We start from the raw sequence: 21,162 nt of genomic DNA, 5'->3' as shown, positions 1-21,162 counted from the left end.
GCGGCGTCACCGCGCCGCCTCGCGCGCCTCCAGCAGGCCGGACGCCGCCGCGCGCACCGGAACGTTCCAGATGTCCTCGGCATATTCGCGGATGGTGCGGTCGGACGAGAACCACGGCATCCGCGCCACGTTGAGGATCGAGGCGCGGGTCCAGGCCGGCACCACCTGCCAGCGCGCGTCGATGCCGCGCTGCGCCTCGTAGTAGGAATCGAAATCGGCACAGACCATGTAGTGGTCGAGGTAGCGCAGCATGTGTCCGATCGAGGCGAAGCGCGAGGGATCGTCGGGGGCGAACGCGCCGCTCTCGATGGCGCGGATCGCGCGTTCCAGCCGCGGCGAGCGGCTGATCACGTCGGTGGCGTCGAGGCCCTGTTTGCGCCGGACCATGACGTCGCCGGCTTCCATGCCGAAGATCGCGATGTTCTCGGCGCCGACATGGTCGCGGATTTCGATGTTGGCGCCGTCGAGCGTCCCGATGGTCAGCGCGCCGTTGAGCGACAATTTCATGTTGCCGGTGCCGGAGGCCTCCATGCCCGCGGTCGAAATCTGCTCGGACAGATCGGCGGCGGGGATGATCACCTCCGCCAGGCTGACATTGTAGTTGGCGAGGAACACGACCTTGAGCCGTCCGGCGACCACGGGATCGTTGTTGACGACTTCGGCGACATCGTTGATCAGCTTGATGATCAGCTTGGCGGTGCGATAGCTCGCCGCCGCCTTGCCGGCAAAGATCTTGATGCGCGGCACCCAGTCGCGCTGCGGCTCGTCCTTGATCGCCTGGTACAGCGCGATGGTCTCGACGATGTTGAGCAGTTGCCGCTTGTATTCGTGGATGCGCTTGATCTGGATGTCGAACAGCGCCGACGGATCGACCTGGATACTGAGCCGCTCGCCGATCAGCCGCGCCAGCGCCAGCTTGTTGTGGTGCTTGACGTCGCGGAAACGCTGCTGGAACGCGTTGTCGCTGGCGCGGGCTTCGAGCCGCTCGAACAGCGAGAAATCGTCGAGCACGGCCTCGCCGCAGACCTCGCGCAACAGGCCGGTCAGGCGCGGATTGGCCAGCATCAGCCAGCGGCGGAAGGTGATGCCGTTGGTCTTGTTGGTGATGCGGCCGGGATAGAGATGGTTGAGATCGTGAAACACGGTCTCCTTCATCAGGTCGGAATGCATCGCCGAGACGCCGTTGATGCGGTGCGAGCCGACGAAGGCGAGCTGTCCCATCCGGACCCTGCGGCCGGATTTTTCGTCGATCAGCGATACCGAGGCGCGGAAGTCGATGTCGCCGGGGCAGCGCTGGTCGGCCAGCGCCAGATGCTGGGCGTTGATGCGGTAGATGATTTCGAGGTGCCGCGGCAGCAGCCGTTCGAACAGTTCGACCGGCCAGGTTTCCAGCGCTTCCGGCAGCAGCGTGTGATTGGTGTAGGACAGCGTATCCACGGTAATCTTCCACGCCTCGTCCCAGCGAAAATTGTGCAGGTCGACCAGGATGCGCATCAGCTCGGTGACGGCAAGACTCGGATGGGTATCGTTGAGCTGCACCGCGACCTTCGAGGCGAGGCTGCGCAGTTGCCCGTCGGAGGAAAGATGCCGCTTGATCAGGTCCTGCAGCGAGGCCGAGACGAAGAAATATTCCTGCCGCAGCCGCAGCTCGCGACCGGCTGAACTTTCGTCATTCGGATAGAGGAATTTGCAAATCGATTCCGCGCGCGCTTCCTCGGCAACGGCGCCGAGATAGTCGCCGCTGTTGAAGACATCGAGCCGCAGCGGATCGGGCGCGCGCGCCGACCATAGCCGCAGCGCGTTGACGTGCTGGCCGCGCCAGCCCACGATCGGCGTGTCGTAGGCGACGGCCTGCACGGTTTCGGTCGGACGCCAGGTGGCGCGGTCGCGGCCGCGGTCGTCGACATGATCGACCTCGCCGCCGAAATGAATGTGATAAACCACCTCCGCCCGCTGGAATTCCCAGGGGTTGCCGAAGCCGAGCCATTCGTCCGGATATTCGTGCTGCACGCCCTGCGAAATGATCTGGCGGAACAGGCCGAAATCGTAGCGGATGCCGTAGCCGATGGCGGGGATGGCGAGCGTCGCCATGCTTTCCATGAAGCATGCCGCGAGCCGGCCGAGGCCGCCATTGCCGAGCGCTGCGTCCGGTTCGCATTTGCGCAAATCATCGAGCCCGACACCGAGGTCGCCGAGCGCGGCCTCGAACACCGGCAACAGGCCCATATTGTTCAACGCGTCGGTGAACAGGCGGCCGATCAGGAATTCGAGTGAGAGATAATAGACGCGCTTGCGGCCGGCATCGTAGCTCGCCTTTTCGGCCGTCAGCCAACGGTGCACGATGCGGTCGCGCAATGCCAATGCTGCGGCCTTGTACCAGTCGCGCTTGGTGGCATTGCCGGCATCCTTGCCGATCGCCAGCCGAAGCTTGGCGAGGATCGCGCCCTTGATTTCGGCCAGCGCCAGTTCGTCGATCGGCTGACCGGGCAGCGGGTAACTCCCTGGGAACTGTTCCTGCAACGCTTCAATCCCTGCGGTTGATACTTGTACCAACGATACGCGCCTTGCACGACAATCGAAACCGTCGGGGGGATTGTTGTGCACTGCGCTGGTATGTTTTTATGCAAGGACCGGGCCGATTTCACGGCATCCGGAAGCGGGTTTGGTGCTAGGTTCGGGCGGGACAGCTGGGAGATCGTGACAGTTTAGGGGAGGAATCGGCCATGAGATTGATGATCGAGATCGCCGCCGCCGTACTGCTGTTATTTTGCATCAGCGCCAGCAGCGCCGCGTTTGCCGCGGGCAAGGCCGGCAAGAGTGCCGACGGCTTGAGCTGCTCCTTCAGCGTCCCCGCCAACGCCTCCCCCACCGCCCGCTGCGCATCGATCAAGCGGCAATGCGGCGGAAAATTCTACGCGAATTATTGCGGCGACAAGCTGCTGTCGGCGATGTGAAGTCGTCGGTCTAGTCGGAATCCTCTGGCTTCAGACGGATTTCGCTGAAGCGCCAGTAACGGAGGTCACCTTCGCTGTCGATGCGGTCGTCGTCGGACAGTTCCTCGATGCGTGCGCCGACGATTTCCGGCGTAATCGGCCAGGACAGTCTTTCACATTCTACAACGACGTCGCCGACGATCCGCGCGGTCTTCATCAATCGCTCGCTCAGCTTGGAGAAGATGATCCTGTCGAGGTCGGCTGCGGTCACCGATGCAGGAAGAACGACGTCGGCCCATCGCACCGAACTACTGATTTCGGGCTCTTCCTGCGGTTGCGGCCGTGGCCGCAAATCGGGATATCTGAAGTAAATGCCCTCCAGTACTTCGTCGCAGTCGCGATAGAATCCACGGAGTAGTGCAGCAAAGATTTTGCGGTCCTGCGCCTCAAGGGTGAACGCTATTCCAGCCGCGCGTTCGACCGATGCATTGGCGTCCCTGAGATGCTTGTGAATTTCCGTTGCCTGTTCCCGATCCATCGTCTTATCCCCAAGCCCAAATTGCGTGAGCATTGGAACAAATTAAGAACACTTTAGCAAGTACTTGATATATCATTGTGATTCGACGCCGTGCCGACACAATATCTATGGTCTATCCGAGTTTGTGAGGACTACATGTCCACCATCGCCTTCGATCAGTTCGCCCTTACCCGCATCGCCGATTTCGCGCGCTCGCTGTCGCGGCTGCATCAGACCTCGCGCCGGCAGGCCGTCGACGACGACGCCATCGACCGCGAGTTCAATGCCGTCTGCATGTCGGTGTGGGGCTACACCACGGACGATTTCAGCGACGATCTGTTCTCGGTCGCCGACCACGCCTGGCTCGACACGCTCGATGAAGCGCATGCGCGGATCTTCGCCGCCGAGCAGGGCTACGACCTCGTCGACGATCAGGGCATGCTGACGGACTGGTGGGGCTACTGCTGGATGATCCTCGCCGAAAAGCGCGGATTGCTGACGCCGGAAAACCGCGCCGCGTCACGCGCGGCGATCGAGGAAAAATATTTGTCGGCGCCGAATGTGATCGGTGTGATCGTGGGGCGGTGATTGGTCCTCATCCTGAGGAGGCGCGTCAGCGCCGTCTCGAAGGATGGCTGCATTGGTGGGGCTTCATGGTTCGAGACGTACGCTTCGCGTGCTCCTCACCATGAGGTCCAGCGACCTACGGATGTCGCTGCCTACTTTGCATGGGGTTGTTTTCGAAATTTTGGTTCGGTCGTGCGGCGCCTAATTCACTTCCGCCCGCTTCGCCGCTTTGGGCGCCACGGTTTTCGGCACTGTCACCGTCCCCGTAGGTATCTCGCGGCTGGCTTCCGGCATCACCGTCTCGCGGACCATTTCGGCGCTGACAGGTGCGACCTTCATTTCGCCGAGCCGCGCGCGGACATCGGCGGTGAGGCCGGGATAGCTCGCGACCGGCGTGAATTCCGCGGTCTGCTCTGCGCCGAGCCGGACGCCGGTATAGGCGACCAGGCCGTCGGTCGTGGCGATGACGTCGCCGGAGCGCAGCGAGGTGTCGAGCGTCAGGTCGACCGGCGCCAGGCCGGAGGGACTCCGTCCATTGCAGGTGCAATCGGCGCGCAGCGCCTTGCGGTAGGCGAAGGCGTTTTCACTGTCCGCGTAGCGCTCGCCATTGCCTGAGGTCGCGCCGTCGATATGGCTGCCGTAGAACACCTTGGTGGCGCTGGCGGGACAGAAGGCCTGGCAGGTCTGCGCCGCCGAGGCGCTACCGCGCATGGTCAGCGGAAAATACTTGCCGTCACAGCTTCGGACGCAGAAAGCGGGTCCGGAGCCCCCGGCCACGCGCTGCGTCGGTGCAGGCTGCGGTGCCGGCTGGTTATTGCCGAACGGATCGGCGAAGAAGTTTGCTTGGGGCGGGGCCGGCCGCGCCTGCTGCTTCTGGGCGCCGCCGAAAAACATGTCGAACAGCCCTTCAGCGGAAACGCTGCCGGGCACAAGCATCATCGACCCCAAGGTCATGGCGGCAACAAGCGTCGCGCGGCGCCGCACGCGCAAAAAAGCCAACTCTGTACGCAACGCTAACTCCACCCAACGCAACAAAACGCGCCGAAGCACAACAGGCTTCAGTGCGATTCACCATAAAAGGGGATGGTAAACGAGCGGTGCACGGGGCGCGGACGGCGCAAAAGAAATGCGTCTTTCTGCTCCCTCTCCCGCTTGCGGGGGAGGGCCGGGGTGGGGGTGTCGCCGCATAACGGATATCAGAGTTTGCCGAGAGATTTCCCCCACCCGCCACGCGCTATCGCGCGTGTCGACCTCCCCCGCAAGCGGGAGAGGTAAGCAAACCACCGACGTAGCCCTCAATCCTTCAAAAACTCGCCAGCCTTGTACAGCGAACGGAACGGAATGCCGGCTTCGGCAAACGATTCGGTCGCGCCCTCGTCGCGGTCGACCATGGTGAAGACCAGCACGATTTCGCCGCCGGCGTCGCGCACGGCGTCGACCGCCTTCAGCGCCGAGCCGCCGGTGGTGGTGACGTCCTCGACGATCACGATGCGCTTGCCCTGCAGGCTCTCGCCCTTGGCGAGGCCTTCCACGGCCAGACGCGCACCATGCTCCTTCGGCTTCTTGCGCACGAAGAACGCTGCGATCGGATGGCCCTTGAGCCACGACAGTTGCGCGATCGCGCCGGCCAACGGCACCGCGCCCATCTCCAAGCCGCCGACGTAATCGAGCCTGTCGTCCTTCAGCGCTTCATAGGTCAGTTCCGCCAGCAGCGCGGCACCTTCGGGGTCGAGCATGGTCGGCTTGAGGTTGAAGTAGAAGTCGCTCTTGCGGCCCGAGGCCAGCGTGATCTCACCGCGTCCGAACGAGCGCTTGCGGATGATCTCGGCGAGGCGGGCGCGGGAGGCTGATTTGGACAAGGTTTTGCTCGGGGTTTTGAGGTGGCGCGCAATCTATCGATGCTCCCGGAGACATTCCAGAGCCGATCTGTCGTCGTCAACAGGGTACCGTGGGACGCAGGCGCGGCCCGCGCAAAGCGCAGTTGTCGAGCGGCGAGGTTCCGCGCTACGGGAGGTCAAAGCCTTTGTGGGGAAAGCTAAGAAATGACCATCGAGCTGCACACCTGGAACACGCCGAACGGCCGCAAGATCTCGGTCGCGCTGGAGGAAATGGGGCTGCCCTACAAGGCGATCCCGGTGAACATCGGCAAGGGCGAGCAGATGGCGCCGGCCTTCCTCAAGATCAGTCCGAACAACCGGATCCCGGCGATCGTCGACCCGGATGGCCCGGACGGCAAGCCGGTCAGCGTGTTCGAATCCGGCGCGATCCTGCTCTATCTCGGCGAGAAGAGCGGAAAATTCCTGCCGAAACCGCTGGCCGATCGCATCCCTGTCTATGAATGGCTGATGTGGCAGATGGGCGGCTTCGGCCCGATGCCGGGCCAGGTGCATCATTTCATCGCGCTGGAGAGCGAGACCGACCGTACCTATGGCCTGAAGCGCTACATGGCCGAGACCCGTCGCCTCTATGGCGTGCTGGACCGCCGGCTCACGGGGCGCGAGTTCGTCGCCGATGCGCTGTCGGTCGCGGATTTCGCCATCCTCGGCTGGGCCTGGCGCCACCCGCGCCATAAGGTCGAGCTGAAGGATTTCCCCAATGTCGAGCGCTGGTACAACGCCCTGATGGCGCGCCCCGCCACCAAGCGCGGCTTCGACGCGAAGCTGGATTAATTTCTTTCTGCTCCCTCTCCCGCTTGCGGGGGAGGGCATAGGCGGCCTACGGCCGCCGTTCTTCCAAAAGAACGCCGATGCAAAGCATCGGCTATGGTGGGGGTGCCGCCGCGAGTCACACCGTTCGTGTGGAGAGAGTTTCCCCCACCCGGATCGCATCTTTCGATGCGATCCGACCTCCCCCGCAAGCGGGAGAGGTAAGGAGCGTCACGCCTTCCTCGCTTCGAACGCCATCCGCACCGCCAGGCCCGCCAGCACCGTCCCCATCAGCCAGCGCTGCACCAACAGCCAGCTCGGGCGGGTGCCGAGAAACATCGCGATCGATCCGGCGGTGAGCGCGATCACGGCGTTGATGCCGACGCTGATGACGGTCTGGACCGTGCCAAGCACCAGCGACTGCGTCAGCACGCTGCCGACAGCGGGATCGATGAACTGCGGCAGCAGCGCCAGATACAGCATTGCGATCTTCGGGTTCAGCAGGTTGGTGACGAACCCCATCGCGAACAGTTTGCGCGGGCCGTCGACCTTCAGCTTCTTCACCTGAAACGGCGAACGGCCGCCCGGCCTCAGCGCCTGCCACGCCATCCACAACAGATAGGCCGCGCCGGCAAAGCGCAGCGCGTCGTAGGCGTAGGGCACGGCGAACAACAACGCGGTGATGCCGAACGCCGCGCACAGCATGTAGAACAAGAAACCGAGCGCGACGCCGCCGAGCGACACGATCCCCGCGGCCGGGCCCTGCGTCAGCGAGCGCGAGATCAGATAGATCATGTTCGGCCCCGGCGTCAGCACCATGCCGAGCGAGACCAGGGCGAAACCGAGCAGCGTGGCAATGTGAGGCATGACAGACTCGCGCGAGGGGATGCGCGTGTTCTAACGCGCCGGCAGCCGCGCTGTCATTTCGGAAATTGCTCCGAGGACATTTCTAGGCTCGCTGCCGCATCAGTGGTGCGCTCCCTCTCCCGCTTGCGGGGGAGGGCTGGGGTGGGGGTGCCGCAACAAACGATGACCTATCGAGCGGAGAGACTTCCCCCGCCCGTCGCGCGCTATCGCGCGCGCCGACCTCCCCCGCAAGCGGGAGAGGTAAGTAAGAAACTCAATGCGCCTCGTCCCAGTTGTTCGCCGCGCGGGCGTCGACCTGCAGCGGCACCGAGAGCAGTACCGCGGGGAATGGCGCGTCCTGCATGACGTGCTGCACCACCGGCAAGGTCGCCGCCACCTCCTTGTCGGGTACTTCGAAAATCAGTTCGTCGTGGACCTGCAGCAGCATCTGCGCCGAGAGTTTTTTCGCGGCGAGGGCGTCTTCCATCCGGGTCATGGCGCGGCGGATGATGTCGGCCGCGGACCCCTGCAATCGCGCGTTGATCGCGGCGCGCTCGTTGAAGGAGCGGACCGAGGCGTTGGAGGCTTTGATATCGGGATAGTGACACTTGCGCCCGAAGATCGTCTCGACGTAGCCGTTGGCGCGGCAGAAATCGCGCGTCGCGTCCATGTAGGTGCGGATGCCGGGAAAGCGCTCGAAATACTTCTTGATGTAGGCCGAGGCTTCCTCGCGGGCGATGCCGAGCTGGTTGGCGAGACCGAACGCGGAGATGCCGTAAATGATACCGAAGTTGATCGCCTTGGCGCGGCGCCGCACCTCGCTCGGCATGTCCTTGATCGGCACGCCGAACATTTCCGACGCCGTCATGGCGTGAATGTCGAGCCCGTCGCGGAAGGCCTGCTTCAGCACCGGGATGTCGGCGATCTCGGCCAGCAGCCGCAATTCAATCTGCGAATAGTCCGCCGACACCAGCTTGTGGCCGGGGGTGGCGATGAAGGCCCGGCGGATCTTGCGGCCGTCCTCGGTACGCACCGGAATGTTCTGCAGGTTCGGTTCGTTGGACGAGAGGCGTCCGGTCGTGGTCGCGGCCAGCGCGTAGGTGGTGTGCACGCGATGGGTCTGCGGATGGACGTATTCCGGCAGCGCGTCGGTATAGGTCGACTTCAGTTTCGATACCTGCCGCCACTCCAGAATCTTCTTCGGGAATTCGTGGCCCTGTTCGGCGAGTTCGTCGAGCACCTGCGCCGAGGTCGACCAAGCGCCGGTCTTGGTCTTGCTGCCGCCGGTTATCCCCATTTTGCCGAAGATGATGTCGCCGATTTGCTTGGGGCTGCCGACATTGATCGGCTCGCCGGCGATTTCCTGAAGCTCGGCCTCGACGCGCGCCGCGGTCTGGGCGAATTCGCCCGACAGCCGCGACAGCACCTGGCGGTCGATCGAGATGCCGCGCCGCTCCATCCGCGCCAGCACGCTGACCAGCGGCCGTTCGAGGGTTTCGTAGACCACGTTCATGTGCTCGGCGACGAGGCGCGGCTTCAGCAACCGCGCCAGCCGCCAGATCACGTCGGCGATCTCGGCGGAATATTCCGTCGCTCTATCGATCGCGACCTGATCGAAGCCGAGCTTGTTCTTGCCGCTGCCGGTGAGGTCGCCGTAAGCGACCATGGCATGGCCGAGCCAGCTTTCGGCCAATGACCCAAGCACGTGCGAGTTGCGTCCGGCGTCGAGCGCGTAGGACATCAACTGCGCGTCGTCGAGGTTGCGCACGGTGATGCCGTGCTGCGCCAGCATCACGGCGTTGAACTTGATGTTGAAGCCGATCTTCAAGACGCCGGCCGACTCCAGCAGCGGCTTCAGCGCCGCCAGCGCCTCACTGGCCTTGAGCTGGTCCGGCGCAAGCCCGGCGTCGAACAGGCCGGCGCCGCCGCCGGCCTGCTTGTGGGCCAGTGGCACGTAGCAGGCATCGTTCGGCGCCAGCGCCAGCGCAATACCGATGATGTCGGACTGCATCGGATCGTCGGTATTCGCCTGGGCATCGATCGCGAAGGTGCCGGCGTCCCGGGCGCGGGCGACCCAAACCTTGAGTTCGTCGACGCTGCGAAGGGTCTTGTACTTGCTCCGATCGACCGGCAGCTTTCGCGCGGCTTCGGCGCGGGCCGCGGCGAGTGAAATCGGTGTGCCTTTGACGCTGGCGGCCTTGTCCTGCTTGTCGGCGCCGGGCTTGGCGGTGGCCGGGCTCGCAAACAGATCGCCGGTGCCGCCGCCGGACTTGGCCGCGGCAGGCGCAGCGGCACTGGCGCCGCTCTTGCTCGCCGCATCCGCCTCCACATCGGCCGGGTCGATCTGCGAATAGTCGGCGACGCGGCGGGTCAGGGTGGAGAATTCCATCGCCTTGAGGAAGGCGATCAGCTTGCGTGCATCGGGCTCGTGCACCGCGAGTTCGTCGAGCGGCGTGTCGAGCGCGACCTTGTCGTCGAGCAGCACCAGTTTTCGCGAAATCCGTGCCTTCTCGGCGTTCTCGATCAAGGCCTCGCGCCGCTTCGGCTGCTTGATCTCGCCGGCGCGCAGGAGCAGCGTTTCGAGATCGCCGTATTCGACGATCAGTTGCGCCGCGGTCTTGATGCCGATGCCGGGCACGCCAGGCACGTTGTCGGTGGAATCGCCGGCCAGCGCCTGCACCTCGACGACCTTCTCGGGCGGCACGCCGAACTTTTCGATCACTTCGGCGATGCCGATGCGGCGGTCCTTCATGGTGTCGTACATGGTCACCTTGTCGGTGACGAGCTGCATCAGATCCTTGTCTGACGATACGATGGTCGCGGTGGCGCCACGCTCGCCGGCCTCGCGGGCGTAGGTCGCGATCAGGTCGTCGGCCTCGAAGCCGCCCTGTTCCAGGCAGGGAAGGTCGAAGGCGCGCACGGCGTCGCGGATCAAGCCGAATTGCGGAATCAGGTCATCCGGCGCCGGCGGCCGGTGCGCCTTGTAATCCGGGTAAAGCTTGTTGCGGAAGGTGATTTCCGACTTGTCAAAAATGATCGCCAGATGGGTCGGCCGGTTATCCTCGGGCATGTCGCGCAGCAGCTTCCACAGCATGTTGCAGAAGCCGAGCACAGCATTGACCTGCAGCCCGTCGGATTTGCGGTTCAGCGGCGGCAGCGCGTGATAGGCGCGGAAAATGTAGGAGGAGCCGTCGACCAGAAAGACATGGTCGCCTTTCTTGAGGGCTTTGACGGCATCGGGTTTTGCGGTGGCTTTGGGGGCTGTTTTCGGCATGGCCGAAATTTAGGGATTTTTGCGCGGGAATGACAGCCTTGGGGGGCAGTTTTTGCGCCCAATACACACCGTCATCACCCGCGAGGCGGACGACCTACTCTGCCGCCTGCAGTACCGGTTCCGGCTTTTTCGGCGCGATCCAGAATGCATCGGGACGTTCGAACAGGAAGTTGGCGTGCAGCGCCAGGGCCAGCCGCCAGATCGCCAGGGCACCGGCGACGCCTGCGATGGTCACGATCAGCGAGATCGTACCGATGTCTACCGATAGTCCGCTGTGCAGCAGCAACGTTCGCGTCGCCGCCATCGGCAGGAAGAAGGCGAGATAGATGACGATGGAGTGCTCGCCGCAATAGCGCAGGAAATTGAGCCGGTGCGCCCGGGCCAGCAGCGTGCCTGTTACGATGATGGCGCACGCACCCGTCAGCCCCAGCGCCAGCGAAACCAGCGGCCACTCGCTGAAACCTGACGCGACCAGACTGCTGTTGACGAGCGCCCATAGCGCAAGCCCGGCGAGCGCGAGCGCAGGCCGTGCCCGTGCGCGATCCGACAGCGTAAACACGTAAGCGGCAGCCCAGTAGCCGGAATAGAAATAGACGAAGCGCGCGCAGAATTCGTCGATCACGGTCCAGCCGGTGGCGACATGCATCATCTCGAGTGCCGCTGCCACCAGCCAGATCGCCGGTGGCGGGATTCGGCGCGACAGTTTTGTGACGACGAAGAAGACCGGCAGCAAATAAATGAACCACAAGGTGCCGAACGGCTCGATCAGGGATTCCAGATACAGGTAGCCGACATGATGCCAGCTTGATTCGGCGGCAAAGGACTCAGCCTTGAAGCCGAACTGGATCGTTACCCACAGCACGTAGAAATAGACGAAGTGGACCACCTTGCGGTCGAGATAGGTGCGCCAGTCGCGGTCGATCACGACCGATAGGAAAAGCCCTGAAATCAGGAAGAAATCCGGCATCCGGAACGGCTTTGCGAACATCACCACGAGATGCATGAAGCCGGTCTGGCCGGCGGCGGCCTCGACGCCCAGCACCGAATGCATCATGACAACCATGACAATGCAGATGCCCTTGGCATAGTCGACCCAGTCGACACGGTCGGGCCGCGCCGAGGCCCCCGCAAAAGCGGGACGCTCTGACATGGCGAATGTGCCGTTTGCGGTCATCAATGTCTCTTTTCGGCGCGGTAAGCCGGCATCATCCGCCCGATCGGTTTCATTCTCCTTTATTCATACAAATGTCATGCCGGATCAGTGGCTTTCCGCTTTCCCCTTGGCCCGCAAATGTTTTAAGAGGCGACGCAAAGCTGAACGGGCGTTAACCACCCCACAGCGTTTCGAGCGAAACCGAAGCCGGCTCGGGTAAAGAAAGCGCTTCGAAACAAGGGCTGAAGACCAGGTTCTGATTTGGTCAGAACGGTTCGGCCCTGGAAACAGGTTATTCGATGCGCATTGCGATGATTGGAACGGGCTATGTCGGGCTGGTGTCCGGCGCCTGCTTTGCCGATTTCGGCCACCAGGTCACCTGCGTGGACAAGGATGCCGGCAAGATCGCCGCTTTGCTCAAGGGCGAGATCCCGATTTTCGAACCCGGCCTCGATGCGCTGGTGGCGTCCAACGTCAAGGCCAAGCGGCTCGATTTCACCACCGACCTGACCGGGCCGGTCGCCGAAGCCGATGCGGTGTTCATCGCGGTCGGCACGCCGTCTCGGCGCGGTGACGGCCACGCCGACCTCACTTATGTGCACGCCGCGGCGAAGGAAATTGCCACGGCATTGTCCGGCTTCACTGTAGTGGTCACCAAGTCGACCGTGCCGGTCGGCACCGGCGACGAAGTCGAGCGGCTGATTCGCGAAGCCAATCCGACGGCGGACGTCGCGGTCGCCTCCAATCCGGAATTCCTGCGCGAAGGTGCGGCGATCCGCGATTTCAAGTTCCCGGATCGCATCGTGGTCGGCACCTCGGACGAGCGCGCCCGCAAGGTGATGAGCGACATCTACCGTCCGCTGTCGCTGAATCAGGCGCCGCTGATGTTCACCGCGCGGCGCACCGCGGAGCTGATCAAATACGCGGCCAACGCTTTTCTCGCCACCAAGATTACCTTCATCAACGAGATCGCCGATCTCTCTGAAAAAGTCGGCGCCAACGTGCAGGAAGTCGCGCGCGGCATCGGGCTCGACAATCGCATCGGCTCGAAATTCCTGCATGCCGGACCGGGCTTCGGCGGCTCCTGTTTCCCGAAGGATACCCGTGCGCTGGTGAAGATCGCGCTCGATCACGATGTGCAGTTGCGCATCGTCGAGGCGGTGCTCGGCGTCAACGACAACCGCAAGCGCGCGATGGCGCGCAAGGTCGCCAACGCGGTCGGCGGCAATCTGCGCGGCAAGACCGTTGCCGTGCTTGGTCTGACCTTCAAGCCGGATACCGACGACATGCGCGAGGCGCCATCGATTCCGCTGGTCACCGGCCTGCTCGACATGGGTGCCACCGTGCGCGCCCACGATCCGGTCGGCATGGAACAGGCGCGCAAGGAACTGCCCGATATCGAATACTGCGAAGACCCTTATGAGTGCGTGCGCGGCGCCGACGCGCTGGTGATCGTCACCGAGTGGGTGCAGTTCCGCGCGCTCGATCTCGACCGCATCAAGCGCGCGATGGCGCAGCCCGTCGTGGTCGACCTGCGCAACATCTACCGCGCCGACGACATGGCGGCCCACGGATTCACTTACGAGAGCGTCGGACGGGGCGTCGAGCCGGGCCTGTAGCCGCAACCACAGTTGTCATACCCCGCGCATGCGGGGTATCCAGTACGCCCGGTGTTCGTAACCGGTGACACCTGCGTTTACTGGATCACCCGCATTCGCGGGTGATGACGGGTCAGACAACTTGCCTCGCACTTTCGATACGCCGCTTCCGATCGACGTCGTGCTCGATGAGCTCGCGCGGACGCTGGCCGGCCACAACGCCGCCGTGCTGGTGGCGCCACCCGGCGCCGGCAAGACCACGCGGGTGCCGCTGGCGCTGCTCGATGCACCCTGGCTGAAGGGCAAGAAGATCATCATGCTGGAGCCGCGCCGGATCGCGGCCCGCGCCAGTGCGGAACGGATGGCGAAGACGCTCGGCGAGCGTGCCGGCGAGACCGTCGGTTATCGCGTTCGTTTCGGCTCGAAGATTTCGCGCGCGACCCGGATCGAAGTCGTGACCGAGGGAATCTTCGCTCGGCAGATTCTCGACGACCCCGAACTCAACGGCGTTGCCGCCGTGCTGTTCGACGAATTTCACGAGCGCTCGCTCGATGCAGATGTCGGCCTGGCCCTGGCGCGCGACGCCCAGACCGGCCTGCGCGAGGACCTGCGCATCCTGGTGATGTCGGCGACGCTCGATGGCGCGCGGGTCGCCAAACTGCTCGGCGACGCGCCTGTTGTAGCGAGCGAGGGCCGCGCCTTTCCGGTCGAGACCCGGTATCTCGGCCGCAAGCCCGATGCGCCGCTGGAGCGGCAGATGGCGGATGCCATCGCAACGGCGCTGCGCGCCGATCCCGGCTCGGTGCTGGCTTTCCTGCCGGGCGCCGCCGAAATCCGCCGCACCCAGAATTTCCTCAGCGAACGCGTTCACGACGCCAGCATCGAGATCGTGCCGCTGTTCGGTGCGCTCGATGCCGCCGTGCAGGATCGCGCCATCGCGCCGGCGCCAAAGGGCCAACGCAAGGTGGTGCTGGCGACATCCATTGCCGAGACCTCGCTGACCATCGAGGGTGTCCGCATCGTCGTCGATTCCGGCATGGCGCGGGTGCCGCGCTACGAGCCTGATATCGGCCTGACCCGGCTGGAGACCGTGCGCGCCTCGCGCGCCGCGGTCGATCAGCGCCGTGGCCGCGCCGGCCGCACCGAACCCGGCGTGTGTTACCGGCTGTGGGACGAGCCGCAGACCGCTTCGCTGGCGGCCTACACCCAGCCCGAAATTCTTTCCGCCGACCTGTCCTCGATGGTGCTCGATCTGGCGCAATGGGGCGTCAGCGACCCCACGACGCTGGCGTTTCTCGATTCCCCGCCCGCGCCGGCCTTGAAGGAGGCGAACAGCCTGCTCGCCGAACTCGGTGCGCTCGACGGCGACGGCCGGATCACCGCGGAAGGTCAAAGCCTGCGCGCGCTGGCGTTGCCGCCGCGGCTGGCGCGGATGATCGTGGATTCGCATCGTTTGGGCGCCGGCGAGGAGGCCGCCGAAATCGCGGCCATCCTGACCGAACGCGGTCTCGGTGGCGACAGTGTCGATCTCGACGTGCGGCTCGATCAGTTCCGCCGCGACCGTTCGCAGCGTGCCTCCAGTGCGCGCAGCCTCGCGCAGCGCTGGGCCTCGCAGGTGGCGTCGACCGAAAAAGCACCGACCGAAGATGCCGCGCCAGCCACCGGCATCATGCTGGCCTTTGCGTTTCCCGACCGGGTCGCGCGCAACCGCGGCAATGGCAGCTTCGTGCTCGCCAATGGCCGCGGCGCCGCGGTCGAGCAGACCTCGTCGCTGGCGCGCGCGCCCTATATCGCGGTGGGCGAACTGACCGGTACGGCGGCGCAGGGACGTATTTTGTTGGCGGCGTCGATCACACAAGCCGATATCGAATTGCGCTTCGCCGGTCAGATCGAAAACACCGAAGAGGTTTCGTTCGATCGCGCCGCGATGGCGCTACGCGCGCGCCGCAAAAAGACGCTGCACGCGATCACGCTGTCGGAAGCGCCAATGGCGCTGTCGCCTTCGGCAGAGACGGCACGCGTTTTCGCCGCGGGACTGATTGCAGCAGGATTCGACAAGCTGCCGTGGTCGAAATCGCTGCAGCAATGGCGCGACCGCGTCATGTTTCTGCGCAAGGCGGAAGGCGATAGCTGGCCCGATCTGTCGGATGCGGCGCTGGCGACTGAAGCCGAGAACTGGCTGGTGCCTGCGCTCTACGACAAGATTTCGCTGAAAGAGGTTTCAGCCGGCGATCTCTCGGACGCGATGATGGGGCTGTTGCCGTGGGAATTGCGTGCGCGGCTGGAGCGCGAAGCGCCGACCCATTTCGAAGCGCCGACCGGCACCATGCTCGCGATCGACTACGAAGCCGAGCAGGGGCCGACCATCGCCGTCCGATTGCAGGAATTGTTCGGGCTCAACACCCATCCCTCGATTGCCAAAGGCAAAGTGCCGCTGGTGCTCGAACTGCTGTCGCCGGCGCAGCGGCCGGTCCAGGTCACGCGCGATCTGCCGGGTTTTTGGCGCGGCAGCTACGCCGCGGTACGTTCCGATCTACGCGGCCGCTATCCCCGGCATCCCTGGCCGGAAGATCCCGCCAGCGCGCTGCCGACCCGGCGGGTCAAGCCGCGCGGGACGTGATCCGCGCCCGCCGTTAACACTTCACTCATCCTTTTCGCCGAAATGACGGCCCTGGCCGCCTTCGTTAGTCGCGGCTTGGCGGCTGCCGTGGTGATATCGGCCGCCTGCGGAAACGAGTGTGTGGCGTCATGCGTAACCTGATGATTTGTGCCGCTATTCTGATCGGCCTCGGCACCTTCATGGCGCAGATGGCGGACAAGATGACACCGGCGGCGGCTTCCGCCACCACAGCGCCGCGCAAGGCTGCCGTCGAGACGGAAGCACCAACCTCCGGCCGCACCTTGAGCATTCCGCGCGACGCCCGCGGTCATTTTCAGACCGACGGCAGGATTGACGGTCAGCGCATCGACTTCATGGTCGACACCGGCGCCTCGGTGATTGCGCTGAACGAGAAGTCTGCGGCGCGGTTCGGCCTGCGCCCGGCCCGCGGCGACTACAACGCCTCCGTCTCTACCGCCAACGGCACCATCAAGGCGGCGCGCACGCGGCTCGCCATGGTCGAAATCGGCGGCCTCGTGGTCCGCGACGTCGATGCGATGGTGCTGCCGGACGAAGCGCTGTCGGTAAACCTGCTCGGCCTGTCGTTCCTGTCGAAGCTGAAGCGCTTCGAATACGCCAACGGCAAGATGGTGCTGGAGCAGTAAGGTTTCCCGGTTACCAAACCGCCGCAATTAGCCCTCACAAGGCGCCGGTCCCGCCTATCGCCCGGCCCATGCATCCGCTAAGGCTGCGGTGTTCCTTTTCCTTTTGACGACAAGGCCATCTGATGTTTCCGAAGCCGAAATCCGTGCTGGTTCCAAATACCTATGCTTTCGAATCCGGGCCGATGGTGAAGGCGACCGGTTTTCGCGAATATGACGCGCGCTGGCTGTTCGAGAAGGAAATCAACCTGATGGGCATTCAGGCGCTGGGCATGGGGCTCGGGGCGCTGATTGCCGAACTTGGCGTCAAGCAGGAAATCGTCGTCGGCCACGACTTCCGCAGCTATTCGGCCTCGATCAAATACGCGCTGATGACAGGCCTGATGGCGGCCGGCTGCAAGGTGCACGACATCGGGCTGGCGGTGACGCCGATGGCCTATTTCGCGCAGTTCGATCTCGACGTGCCCTGCGTCGCGATGGTCACCGCCTCCCACAACGACAACGGCTGGACCGGCGTCAAGATGGGCGCTAACCGTCCGCTGACTTTCGGCCCCGACGAGATGACGCGGCTGAAACAGATCGTGCTCAACGCCGAATTCAGCAACAAGGCTGGCGGCGCCTATCAGTTCCACGAGAATTTCCCGGCGCGCTATATCGCCGATCTCACCGGGCGGACGAAAATCAAGCGCAAGCTCAAGGTCGTGGTTGCCTGCGGCAACGGCACCGCCGGCGCGTTCGCGCCGCAGGTGATGGAAGCGATCGGCTGCGAGGTGATTCCGCTCGACACCGAGCTCGACTTCACCTTCCCGAAATACAATCCGAACCCCGAAGACATGGAGATGCTGCACGCGATCCGCGACGCAGTGCTCGCGCACAAGGCCGACGTCGGCCTCGGCTTCGACGGCGACGGCGACCGCTGCGGGGTGGTCGACAACACCGGCGAAGAAATCTTCGCCGACAAGGTCGGCGTCATGCTGGCGCGCGACATGTCGGCGATCCACAAAAATGCGCAGTTCGTGGTCGACGTGAAATCGACCGGACTGTTCATGACCGATCCGGTGTTGCAGAAGCAGGGTGCCAATACCACTTACTGGAAGACCGGCCATTCCTACATGAAGCGCCGCACCAACGAGCTCGGTGCGCTGGCCGGCTTCGAAAAATCCGGGCACTTCTTCTTCAACAAGCCGTATGGCCGCGGCTATGACGACGGTCTGGTTTCGGCGATTGCGGTCTGCGAGATGCTCGATCGCGCACCCGGCAAATCGATGGCGGACCTGAAAGACGCGCTGCCGAAGACCTGGTCGTCGCCGACGATGTCGCCGCACTGCGCCGACGAAACCAAATACGGCGTCGCCGATGCCGTGGTGAAGCATTTCGAGGCGTTGCAGAAAAACGGCGACAAGGTCGCAGGGCAAAAGATCCGCGATCTCGTCACCGTCAACGGCGTGCGCGTCACCGTCGAGGACGGCAGCTGGGGTCTGGTGCGGGCCTCATCCAACAAGCCGGAACTGGTTGTCGTGGTCGAGAGCCCGGTCAGCGAGCAGCGGATGCGGGATTTGTTCGAGGCGATGGATTCGGTGCTGCGTACCCATCCCGAAGTGGGCGAATATAATCAGAAGATTTGAGGCGTTCACGTCGCCCCGCCCACAGCCGTCATACCCCGCGAAAGCGGGGTATCCAGTACGCCGTGGCTTCTCTGTTTGATCGCTAATGCTCTGGAATACTGGATCGCCCGCTTTCGCGGGCGATGACGAGTATCCGGTGCTCTACGCCACGTGCAGCGAACCCAGAAAACTGCCGACCTCGGATTTCAGCCGATCGGATTGCGACGACAGGCCGTTGGCGGCATCCAGCAGCTTCGACGTCGCCCGGCCGGCCTCTTCGGAGGCGCGGCTGACGCTGAGGATGTTGTCGTTGACCTCGCGCGTGCCGTCGGCCGCCTGCTGCACGTTGCCGGCGATTTCCCGGGTCGCCGCGCCCTGCTGATCGACGGCGGCGGCGATTTCGTTGGAGATCTCGTCGATCTCGGCGATGGTGCCGCCGATCGCCTGAATGGCGTTGACGGCCTCGGTGGTGGCGCTCTGGATATCCTGGATCTGCGTCGAGATCTCCTCGGTCGCTTTCGCCGTCTGGTTGGCCAGCGCCTTGACTTCGCTGGCGACCACCGCGAATCCGCGGCCGTGCTCGCCGGCGCGGGCCGCTTCGATGGTGGCGTTCAGCGCCAGCAGATTGGTCTGGCTGGCGATGTTCTGAATCAGCGTCACCACTTCGCCGATCTTCTGGGTGCCGGCGGCAAGCCCTTCGACCACGCTGTTGGTGCGGCGCGCTTCGCCGGCGGCCTTGTTGGCGATCTCGGCCGAACGCGTCACCTGCTGGGCGATGCTGTTGATCGAGGCGGTGAGTTCTTCGGTCGCTGAAGCCACCGTTTCCACGTTGGACGAAGCCCGGGTCGACGCGGCCGCAGCTGCCGCCGTCTGCCGCGTGGTTTCCGTGTTGCTGTTGCTCATCGAGGAAGACAGGCTCTGCATCTCGTTGGCGGCAACCGCGACCGCCTCGACGATACCGCCGATCTTGCGTTCGAAGCCGGCGGCGAGTTCGCGGCGCGCTGCGTCGCGGTCCTGCTTGGCCTGCCGGTCGGCCTCGGTGCGGTCGACATTGGCGCGGGCGACGGCGGCACTGGCCGCCTCTGCCTCGGCGGTTTTCTCCGCGGAGGTTTCGAACAGGCGCGACAGCGTCGACGAGAGCCAGATCAGCACGCCGGCCTCGATCAGGAGAATGACGGCATGCAGCACGACGCGGCCGAAGTCGGCGCCGCCGGGATAGATCGCGGCCGGCAGCAGGAAATTCAGCACCAGATGATGCAACGCCACCGCCAGCGTGCCGGCGATGATCGGGCGATAATCGCAATAGGCGACGAGACAGGCCAGTGCTGCAAAGAAGTACATGTGCATGTCGATCTGCCAGGCGTGCCCCGCGAGCTGATAGGCAAACACCGACACGCCGCCCATCAGAGCGACAGCGAAGATCAGGCGGGTCGACAGTCCGTTACCGGCCGCGCGCCACGATATGGTCGCGGCCAGCGCCATCGCCATCATGAAAGCGCCGGGCACGATCCAGTCGGTGCCGCGCATCATGCCGATGGTGACGGCGATCGGCACGTGCAGCCACAGCACCGCAAGCAGTGTCTTGCTGGTGGTCTCGCGCAAGCTTGCCAGATCATCGCTTTCGATGGTCATTCCCAGTCCCCCGATTGAAATTCGAAAAATAAGCGTTCTATTTCGTAAAGCAGGCGGCGATCACCTGCGGATCCATCGCCAGCCACGCGCCGGCTTGTCGTAGTCTCGTCAGCCCGTCACGGTCGTCCGGACGCACCACCAGCAGCGCGGGCAGCGCCGTCATTCTGACAATGGCGGCATTGGCAGATGCGGCAGCCAGCAGGACCTCCTGGGCGCTCCACCATGGCGGGAAGGCCACGGCAATGACCTCGGAGCCGGGCCGGACCTGCAGCGACAGTGCCGCGATCGCGACAAAGCTCGCGACCAGCAACGCAGCAGCGTTCAGCCAGGCGGGCCATCGCGAAGGTGAGATGGTTTTTTCCCGCTCCATCACGTGAAGGTATCGTGATGAAGCTAATTGCTCGTAAATGGATTGGTTAATGGAGCGTTTAAATGCGCGCCCGCGCGACGACGGCCGGTCGAACCACGCGCTCAATCGTCATACCCCGCGCATGCGGGGTATCCAGTACGCTGTGGCTTCTCGATCGGCGCTCAACTTCGGTGGAATACTGGGTCACCCGGTCAAGCCGGGTGACGACAGCGGATTGCGGTTTCTTACGCCGCCGGCACCGGCAGTGCGGTGACCGACTTGATCTTCTCCATCGCAAACCGCGAGGTGACGTTCTTCAGCGGCACGGCGCTGATCAGCTTTTTGTAGAACACGTCATAGGCTGCCATGTCCGCGACCACGACGCGCAGCATGTAATCGACGTCGCCGGCCATCCGGTAGAATTCCATCACCTCGGGCATGGCGCTGACGGCGGCCGCGAAGGTTTTCAGCCAGGCTTCGGAATGGTCGGAGCTTTCGACCGAGACGAACACGGAAATGCCGAGCCCGATCTTGTTCTGATCGACCAGGGCGACCCGGCGCAGGATCACGCCATCGGCCTCCAGCCGCTGGATCCGCTTCCAGCACGGCGTCGACGATAGCCCGACCCGGTCGCCGATCTCGGCCACCGACAGGGAGGCGTCTTCCTGCAGCACGGTGAGGATTTTGCGGTCGATGGCGTCGAGGCGGCGATTGGCTTCAGGAATCTGAAGGGCAAGATCGGTCATGAGAAAAATGTTCCATAGAAGAGGTTGATATACCTCA

The 21,162-nt window shown here is 64.0% G+C and carries 17 protein-coding genes; 7 read left to right on the top strand and 10 right to left on the bottom strand.

The genetic code is table 11. The features are described from left to right. Window positions 1-6: 6 nt before the first annotated feature. Window positions 7-2,520, bottom strand: coding sequence for a glycogen/starch/alpha-glucan phosphorylase (locus tag BLS26_RS14760; RefSeq protein ID WP_371360824.1), 2,514 nt, complete (start codon window positions 2,518-2,520; stop codon window positions 7-9). A 203-nt stretch (window positions 2,521-2,723) separates the two neighbouring features. On the opposite strand from BLS26_RS14760, the gene BLS26_RS14755 reads away from it, so the two are divergent. Next, entirely contained in the window at window positions 2,724-2,954 is a 231-nt protein-coding gene (locus tag BLS26_RS14755; protein WP_092512223.1) for a hypothetical protein, read from the top strand. Between the two features lie 10 nt (window positions 2,955-2,964). On the opposite strand, the gene BLS26_RS14750 is transcribed toward BLS26_RS14755, so the two are convergent. Continuing rightward, window positions 2,965-3,471, bottom strand: a complete 507-nt coding sequence (locus tag BLS26_RS14750) for a DUF3658 domain-containing protein (protein ID WP_092512221.1) — start codon at window positions 3,469-3,471, stop codon at window positions 2,965-2,967. A gap of 135 nt (window positions 3,472-3,606) precedes the next feature. Here BLS26_RS14750 and BLS26_RS14745 point away from each other — a divergent pair, with 135 nt between their 5' ends. Next, on the top strand, window positions 3,607-4,038 hold the full coding sequence (locus BLS26_RS14745; RefSeq protein ID WP_074820148.1) for a hypothetical protein: 432 nt from the start codon (window positions 3,607-3,609) through the stop codon (window positions 4,036-4,038). Window positions 4,039-4,218: 180 nt separating this feature from the next. Here the strand turns inward: BLS26_RS14745 and BLS26_RS14740 are convergent, their stop codons facing one another. Further along, window positions 4,219-5,028: a DUF2865 domain-containing protein gene (locus tag BLS26_RS14740; protein ID WP_371360823.1), complete on the bottom strand. Its 810-nt coding sequence runs from the start codon at window positions 5,026-5,028 to the stop codon at window positions 4,219-4,221. Between the two features lie 284 nt (window positions 5,029-5,312). Beyond that, on the bottom strand, window positions 5,313-5,876 hold the full coding sequence (gene pyrE / locus BLS26_RS14735) for an orotate phosphoribosyltransferase (protein WP_092512219.1): 564 nt from the start codon (window positions 5,874-5,876) through the stop codon (window positions 5,313-5,315). Window positions 5,877-6,059: 183 nt separating this feature from the next. Between pyrE and BLS26_RS14730 the strand changes: the two genes are divergently transcribed. Further along, a complete protein-coding gene (locus BLS26_RS14730; protein ID WP_092512217.1) occupies window positions 6,060-6,686 on the top strand; it encodes a glutathione S-transferase family protein in 627 nt (208 codons plus the stop codon). 207 nt (window positions 6,687-6,893) lie between these two features. Here BLS26_RS14730 and BLS26_RS14725 read toward each other — a convergent pair whose 3' ends face one another. From BLS26_RS14725 to BLS26_RS14715, 3 genes are all read right to left on the bottom strand, one after another. Further along, window positions 6,894-7,529 (bottom strand): LysE family translocator, encoded by a 636-nt coding sequence (locus tag BLS26_RS14725; protein WP_092512215.1) that lies wholly within the window; start codon window positions 7,527-7,529, stop codon window positions 6,894-6,896. Between the two features lie 253 nt (window positions 7,530-7,782). Further along, the gene (polA, locus tag BLS26_RS14720) at window positions 7,783-10,782 is read right to left on the bottom strand and encodes a DNA polymerase I (protein ID WP_092512213.1); all 3,000 of its coding nucleotides are present in this window, start codon (window positions 10,780-10,782) and stop codon (window positions 7,783-7,785) included. A gap of 94 nt (window positions 10,783-10,876) precedes the next feature. After that, the gene (locus BLS26_RS14715) at window positions 10,877-11,956 is read right to left on the bottom strand and encodes an acyltransferase family protein (RefSeq protein ID WP_092512211.1); all 1,080 of its coding nucleotides are present in this window, start codon (window positions 11,954-11,956) and stop codon (window positions 10,877-10,879) included. Between the two features lie 278 nt (window positions 11,957-12,234). Here BLS26_RS14715 and BLS26_RS14710 point away from each other — a divergent pair, with 278 nt between their 5' ends. The 4 genes from BLS26_RS14710 (at window position 12,235) to BLS26_RS14695 (ending at window position 18,419) form a co-directional block, all read left to right on the top strand. Continuing rightward, window positions 12,235-13,554, top strand: a complete 1,320-nt coding sequence (locus BLS26_RS14710; protein WP_092512210.1) for a UDP-glucose/GDP-mannose dehydrogenase family protein — start codon at window positions 12,235-12,237, stop codon at window positions 13,552-13,554. 121 nt (window positions 13,555-13,675) lie between these two features. Beyond that, a complete protein-coding gene (gene hrpB, locus BLS26_RS14705) occupies window positions 13,676-16,153 on the top strand; it encodes an ATP-dependent helicase HrpB (protein WP_172804607.1) in 2,478 nt (825 codons plus the stop codon). 140 nt (window positions 16,154-16,293) lie between these two features. Then, window positions 16,294-16,797 (top strand): TIGR02281 family clan AA aspartic protease, encoded by a 504-nt coding sequence (locus BLS26_RS14700; RefSeq protein ID WP_092518062.1) that lies wholly within the window; start codon window positions 16,294-16,296, stop codon window positions 16,795-16,797. A 122-nt stretch (window positions 16,798-16,919) separates the two neighbouring features. Continuing rightward, a complete protein-coding gene (locus BLS26_RS14695; RefSeq protein WP_092512208.1) occupies window positions 16,920-18,419 on the top strand; it encodes a phosphomannomutase/phosphoglucomutase in 1,500 nt (499 codons plus the stop codon). Window positions 18,420-18,560: 141 nt separating this feature from the next. Here BLS26_RS14695 and BLS26_RS14690 read toward each other — a convergent pair whose 3' ends face one another. The 3 genes from BLS26_RS14690 to BLS26_RS14680 all read right to left on the bottom strand — a co-directional run bounded on the left by BLS26_RS14690 (window position 18,561) and on the right by BLS26_RS14680 (window position 21,125). Continuing rightward, window positions 18,561-20,030, bottom strand: a complete 1,470-nt coding sequence (locus BLS26_RS14690; protein WP_092512206.1) for a methyl-accepting chemotaxis protein — start codon at window positions 20,028-20,030, stop codon at window positions 18,561-18,563. A gap of 37 nt (window positions 20,031-20,067) precedes the next feature. Next, window positions 20,068-20,505, bottom strand: coding sequence for a hypothetical protein (locus BLS26_RS14685; RefSeq protein ID WP_371360822.1), 438 nt, complete (start codon window positions 20,503-20,505; stop codon window positions 20,068-20,070). Window positions 20,506-20,624: 119 nt separating this feature from the next. Beyond that, entirely contained in the window at window positions 20,625-21,125 is a 501-nt protein-coding gene (locus tag BLS26_RS14680) for an Lrp/AsnC family transcriptional regulator (protein ID WP_092512202.1), read from the bottom strand. Window positions 21,126-21,162: the final 37 nt, after the last annotated feature.

The sequence above is a fragment of the Afipia sp. GAS231 genome (assembly GCF_900103365.1).
In the GTDB taxonomy this organism is placed as follows: Bacteria; Pseudomonadota; Alphaproteobacteria; order Rhizobiales; family Xanthobacteraceae; genus Bradyrhizobium.
This window is presented reverse-complemented; position numbering and strand designations above follow the sequence as displayed.

Coding starts and splice junctions, on each gene's coding strand:
- BLS26_RS14755 (WP_092512223.1), top strand. CDS start 2,724: ATGAGATTGATGATCGAGATCGCCGCCGCCGTACTGCTGTTATTTTGC.
- BLS26_RS14750 (WP_092512221.1), bottom strand. CDS start 3,471: ATGGATCGGGAACAGGCAACGGAAATTCACAAGCATCTCAGGGACGCC.
- BLS26_RS14745 (WP_074820148.1), top strand. CDS start 3,607: ATGTCCACCATCGCCTTCGATCAGTTCGCCCTTACCCGCATCGCCGAT.
- BLS26_RS14730 (WP_092512217.1), top strand. CDS start 6,060: ATGACCATCGAGCTGCACACCTGGAACACGCCGAACGGCCGCAAGATC.
- BLS26_RS14725 (WP_092512215.1), bottom strand. CDS start 7,529: ATGCCTCACATTGCCACGCTGCTCGGTTTCGCCCTGGTCTCGCTCGGC.
- polA (WP_092512213.1), bottom strand. CDS start 10,782: ATGCCGAAAACAGCCCCCAAAGCCACCGCAAAACCCGATGCCGTCAAA.
- BLS26_RS14715 (WP_092512211.1), bottom strand. CDS start 11,956: ATGACCGCAAACGGCACATTCGCCATGTCAGAGCGTCCCGCTTTTGCG.
- BLS26_RS14710 (WP_092512210.1), top strand. CDS start 12,235: ATGCGCATTGCGATGATTGGAACGGGCTATGTCGGGCTGGTGTCCGGC.
- BLS26_RS14700 (WP_092518062.1), top strand. CDS start 16,294: ATGATTTGTGCCGCTATTCTGATCGGCCTCGGCACCTTCATGGCGCAG.
- BLS26_RS14695 (WP_092512208.1), top strand. CDS start 16,920: ATGTTTCCGAAGCCGAAATCCGTGCTGGTTCCAAATACCTATGCTTTC.
- BLS26_RS14690 (WP_092512206.1), bottom strand. CDS start 20,030: ATGACCATCGAAAGCGATGATCTGGCAAGCTTGCGCGAGACCACCAGC.
- BLS26_RS14680 (WP_092512202.1), bottom strand. CDS start 21,125: ATGACCGATCTTGCCCTTCAGATTCCTGAAGCCAATCGCCGCCTCGAC.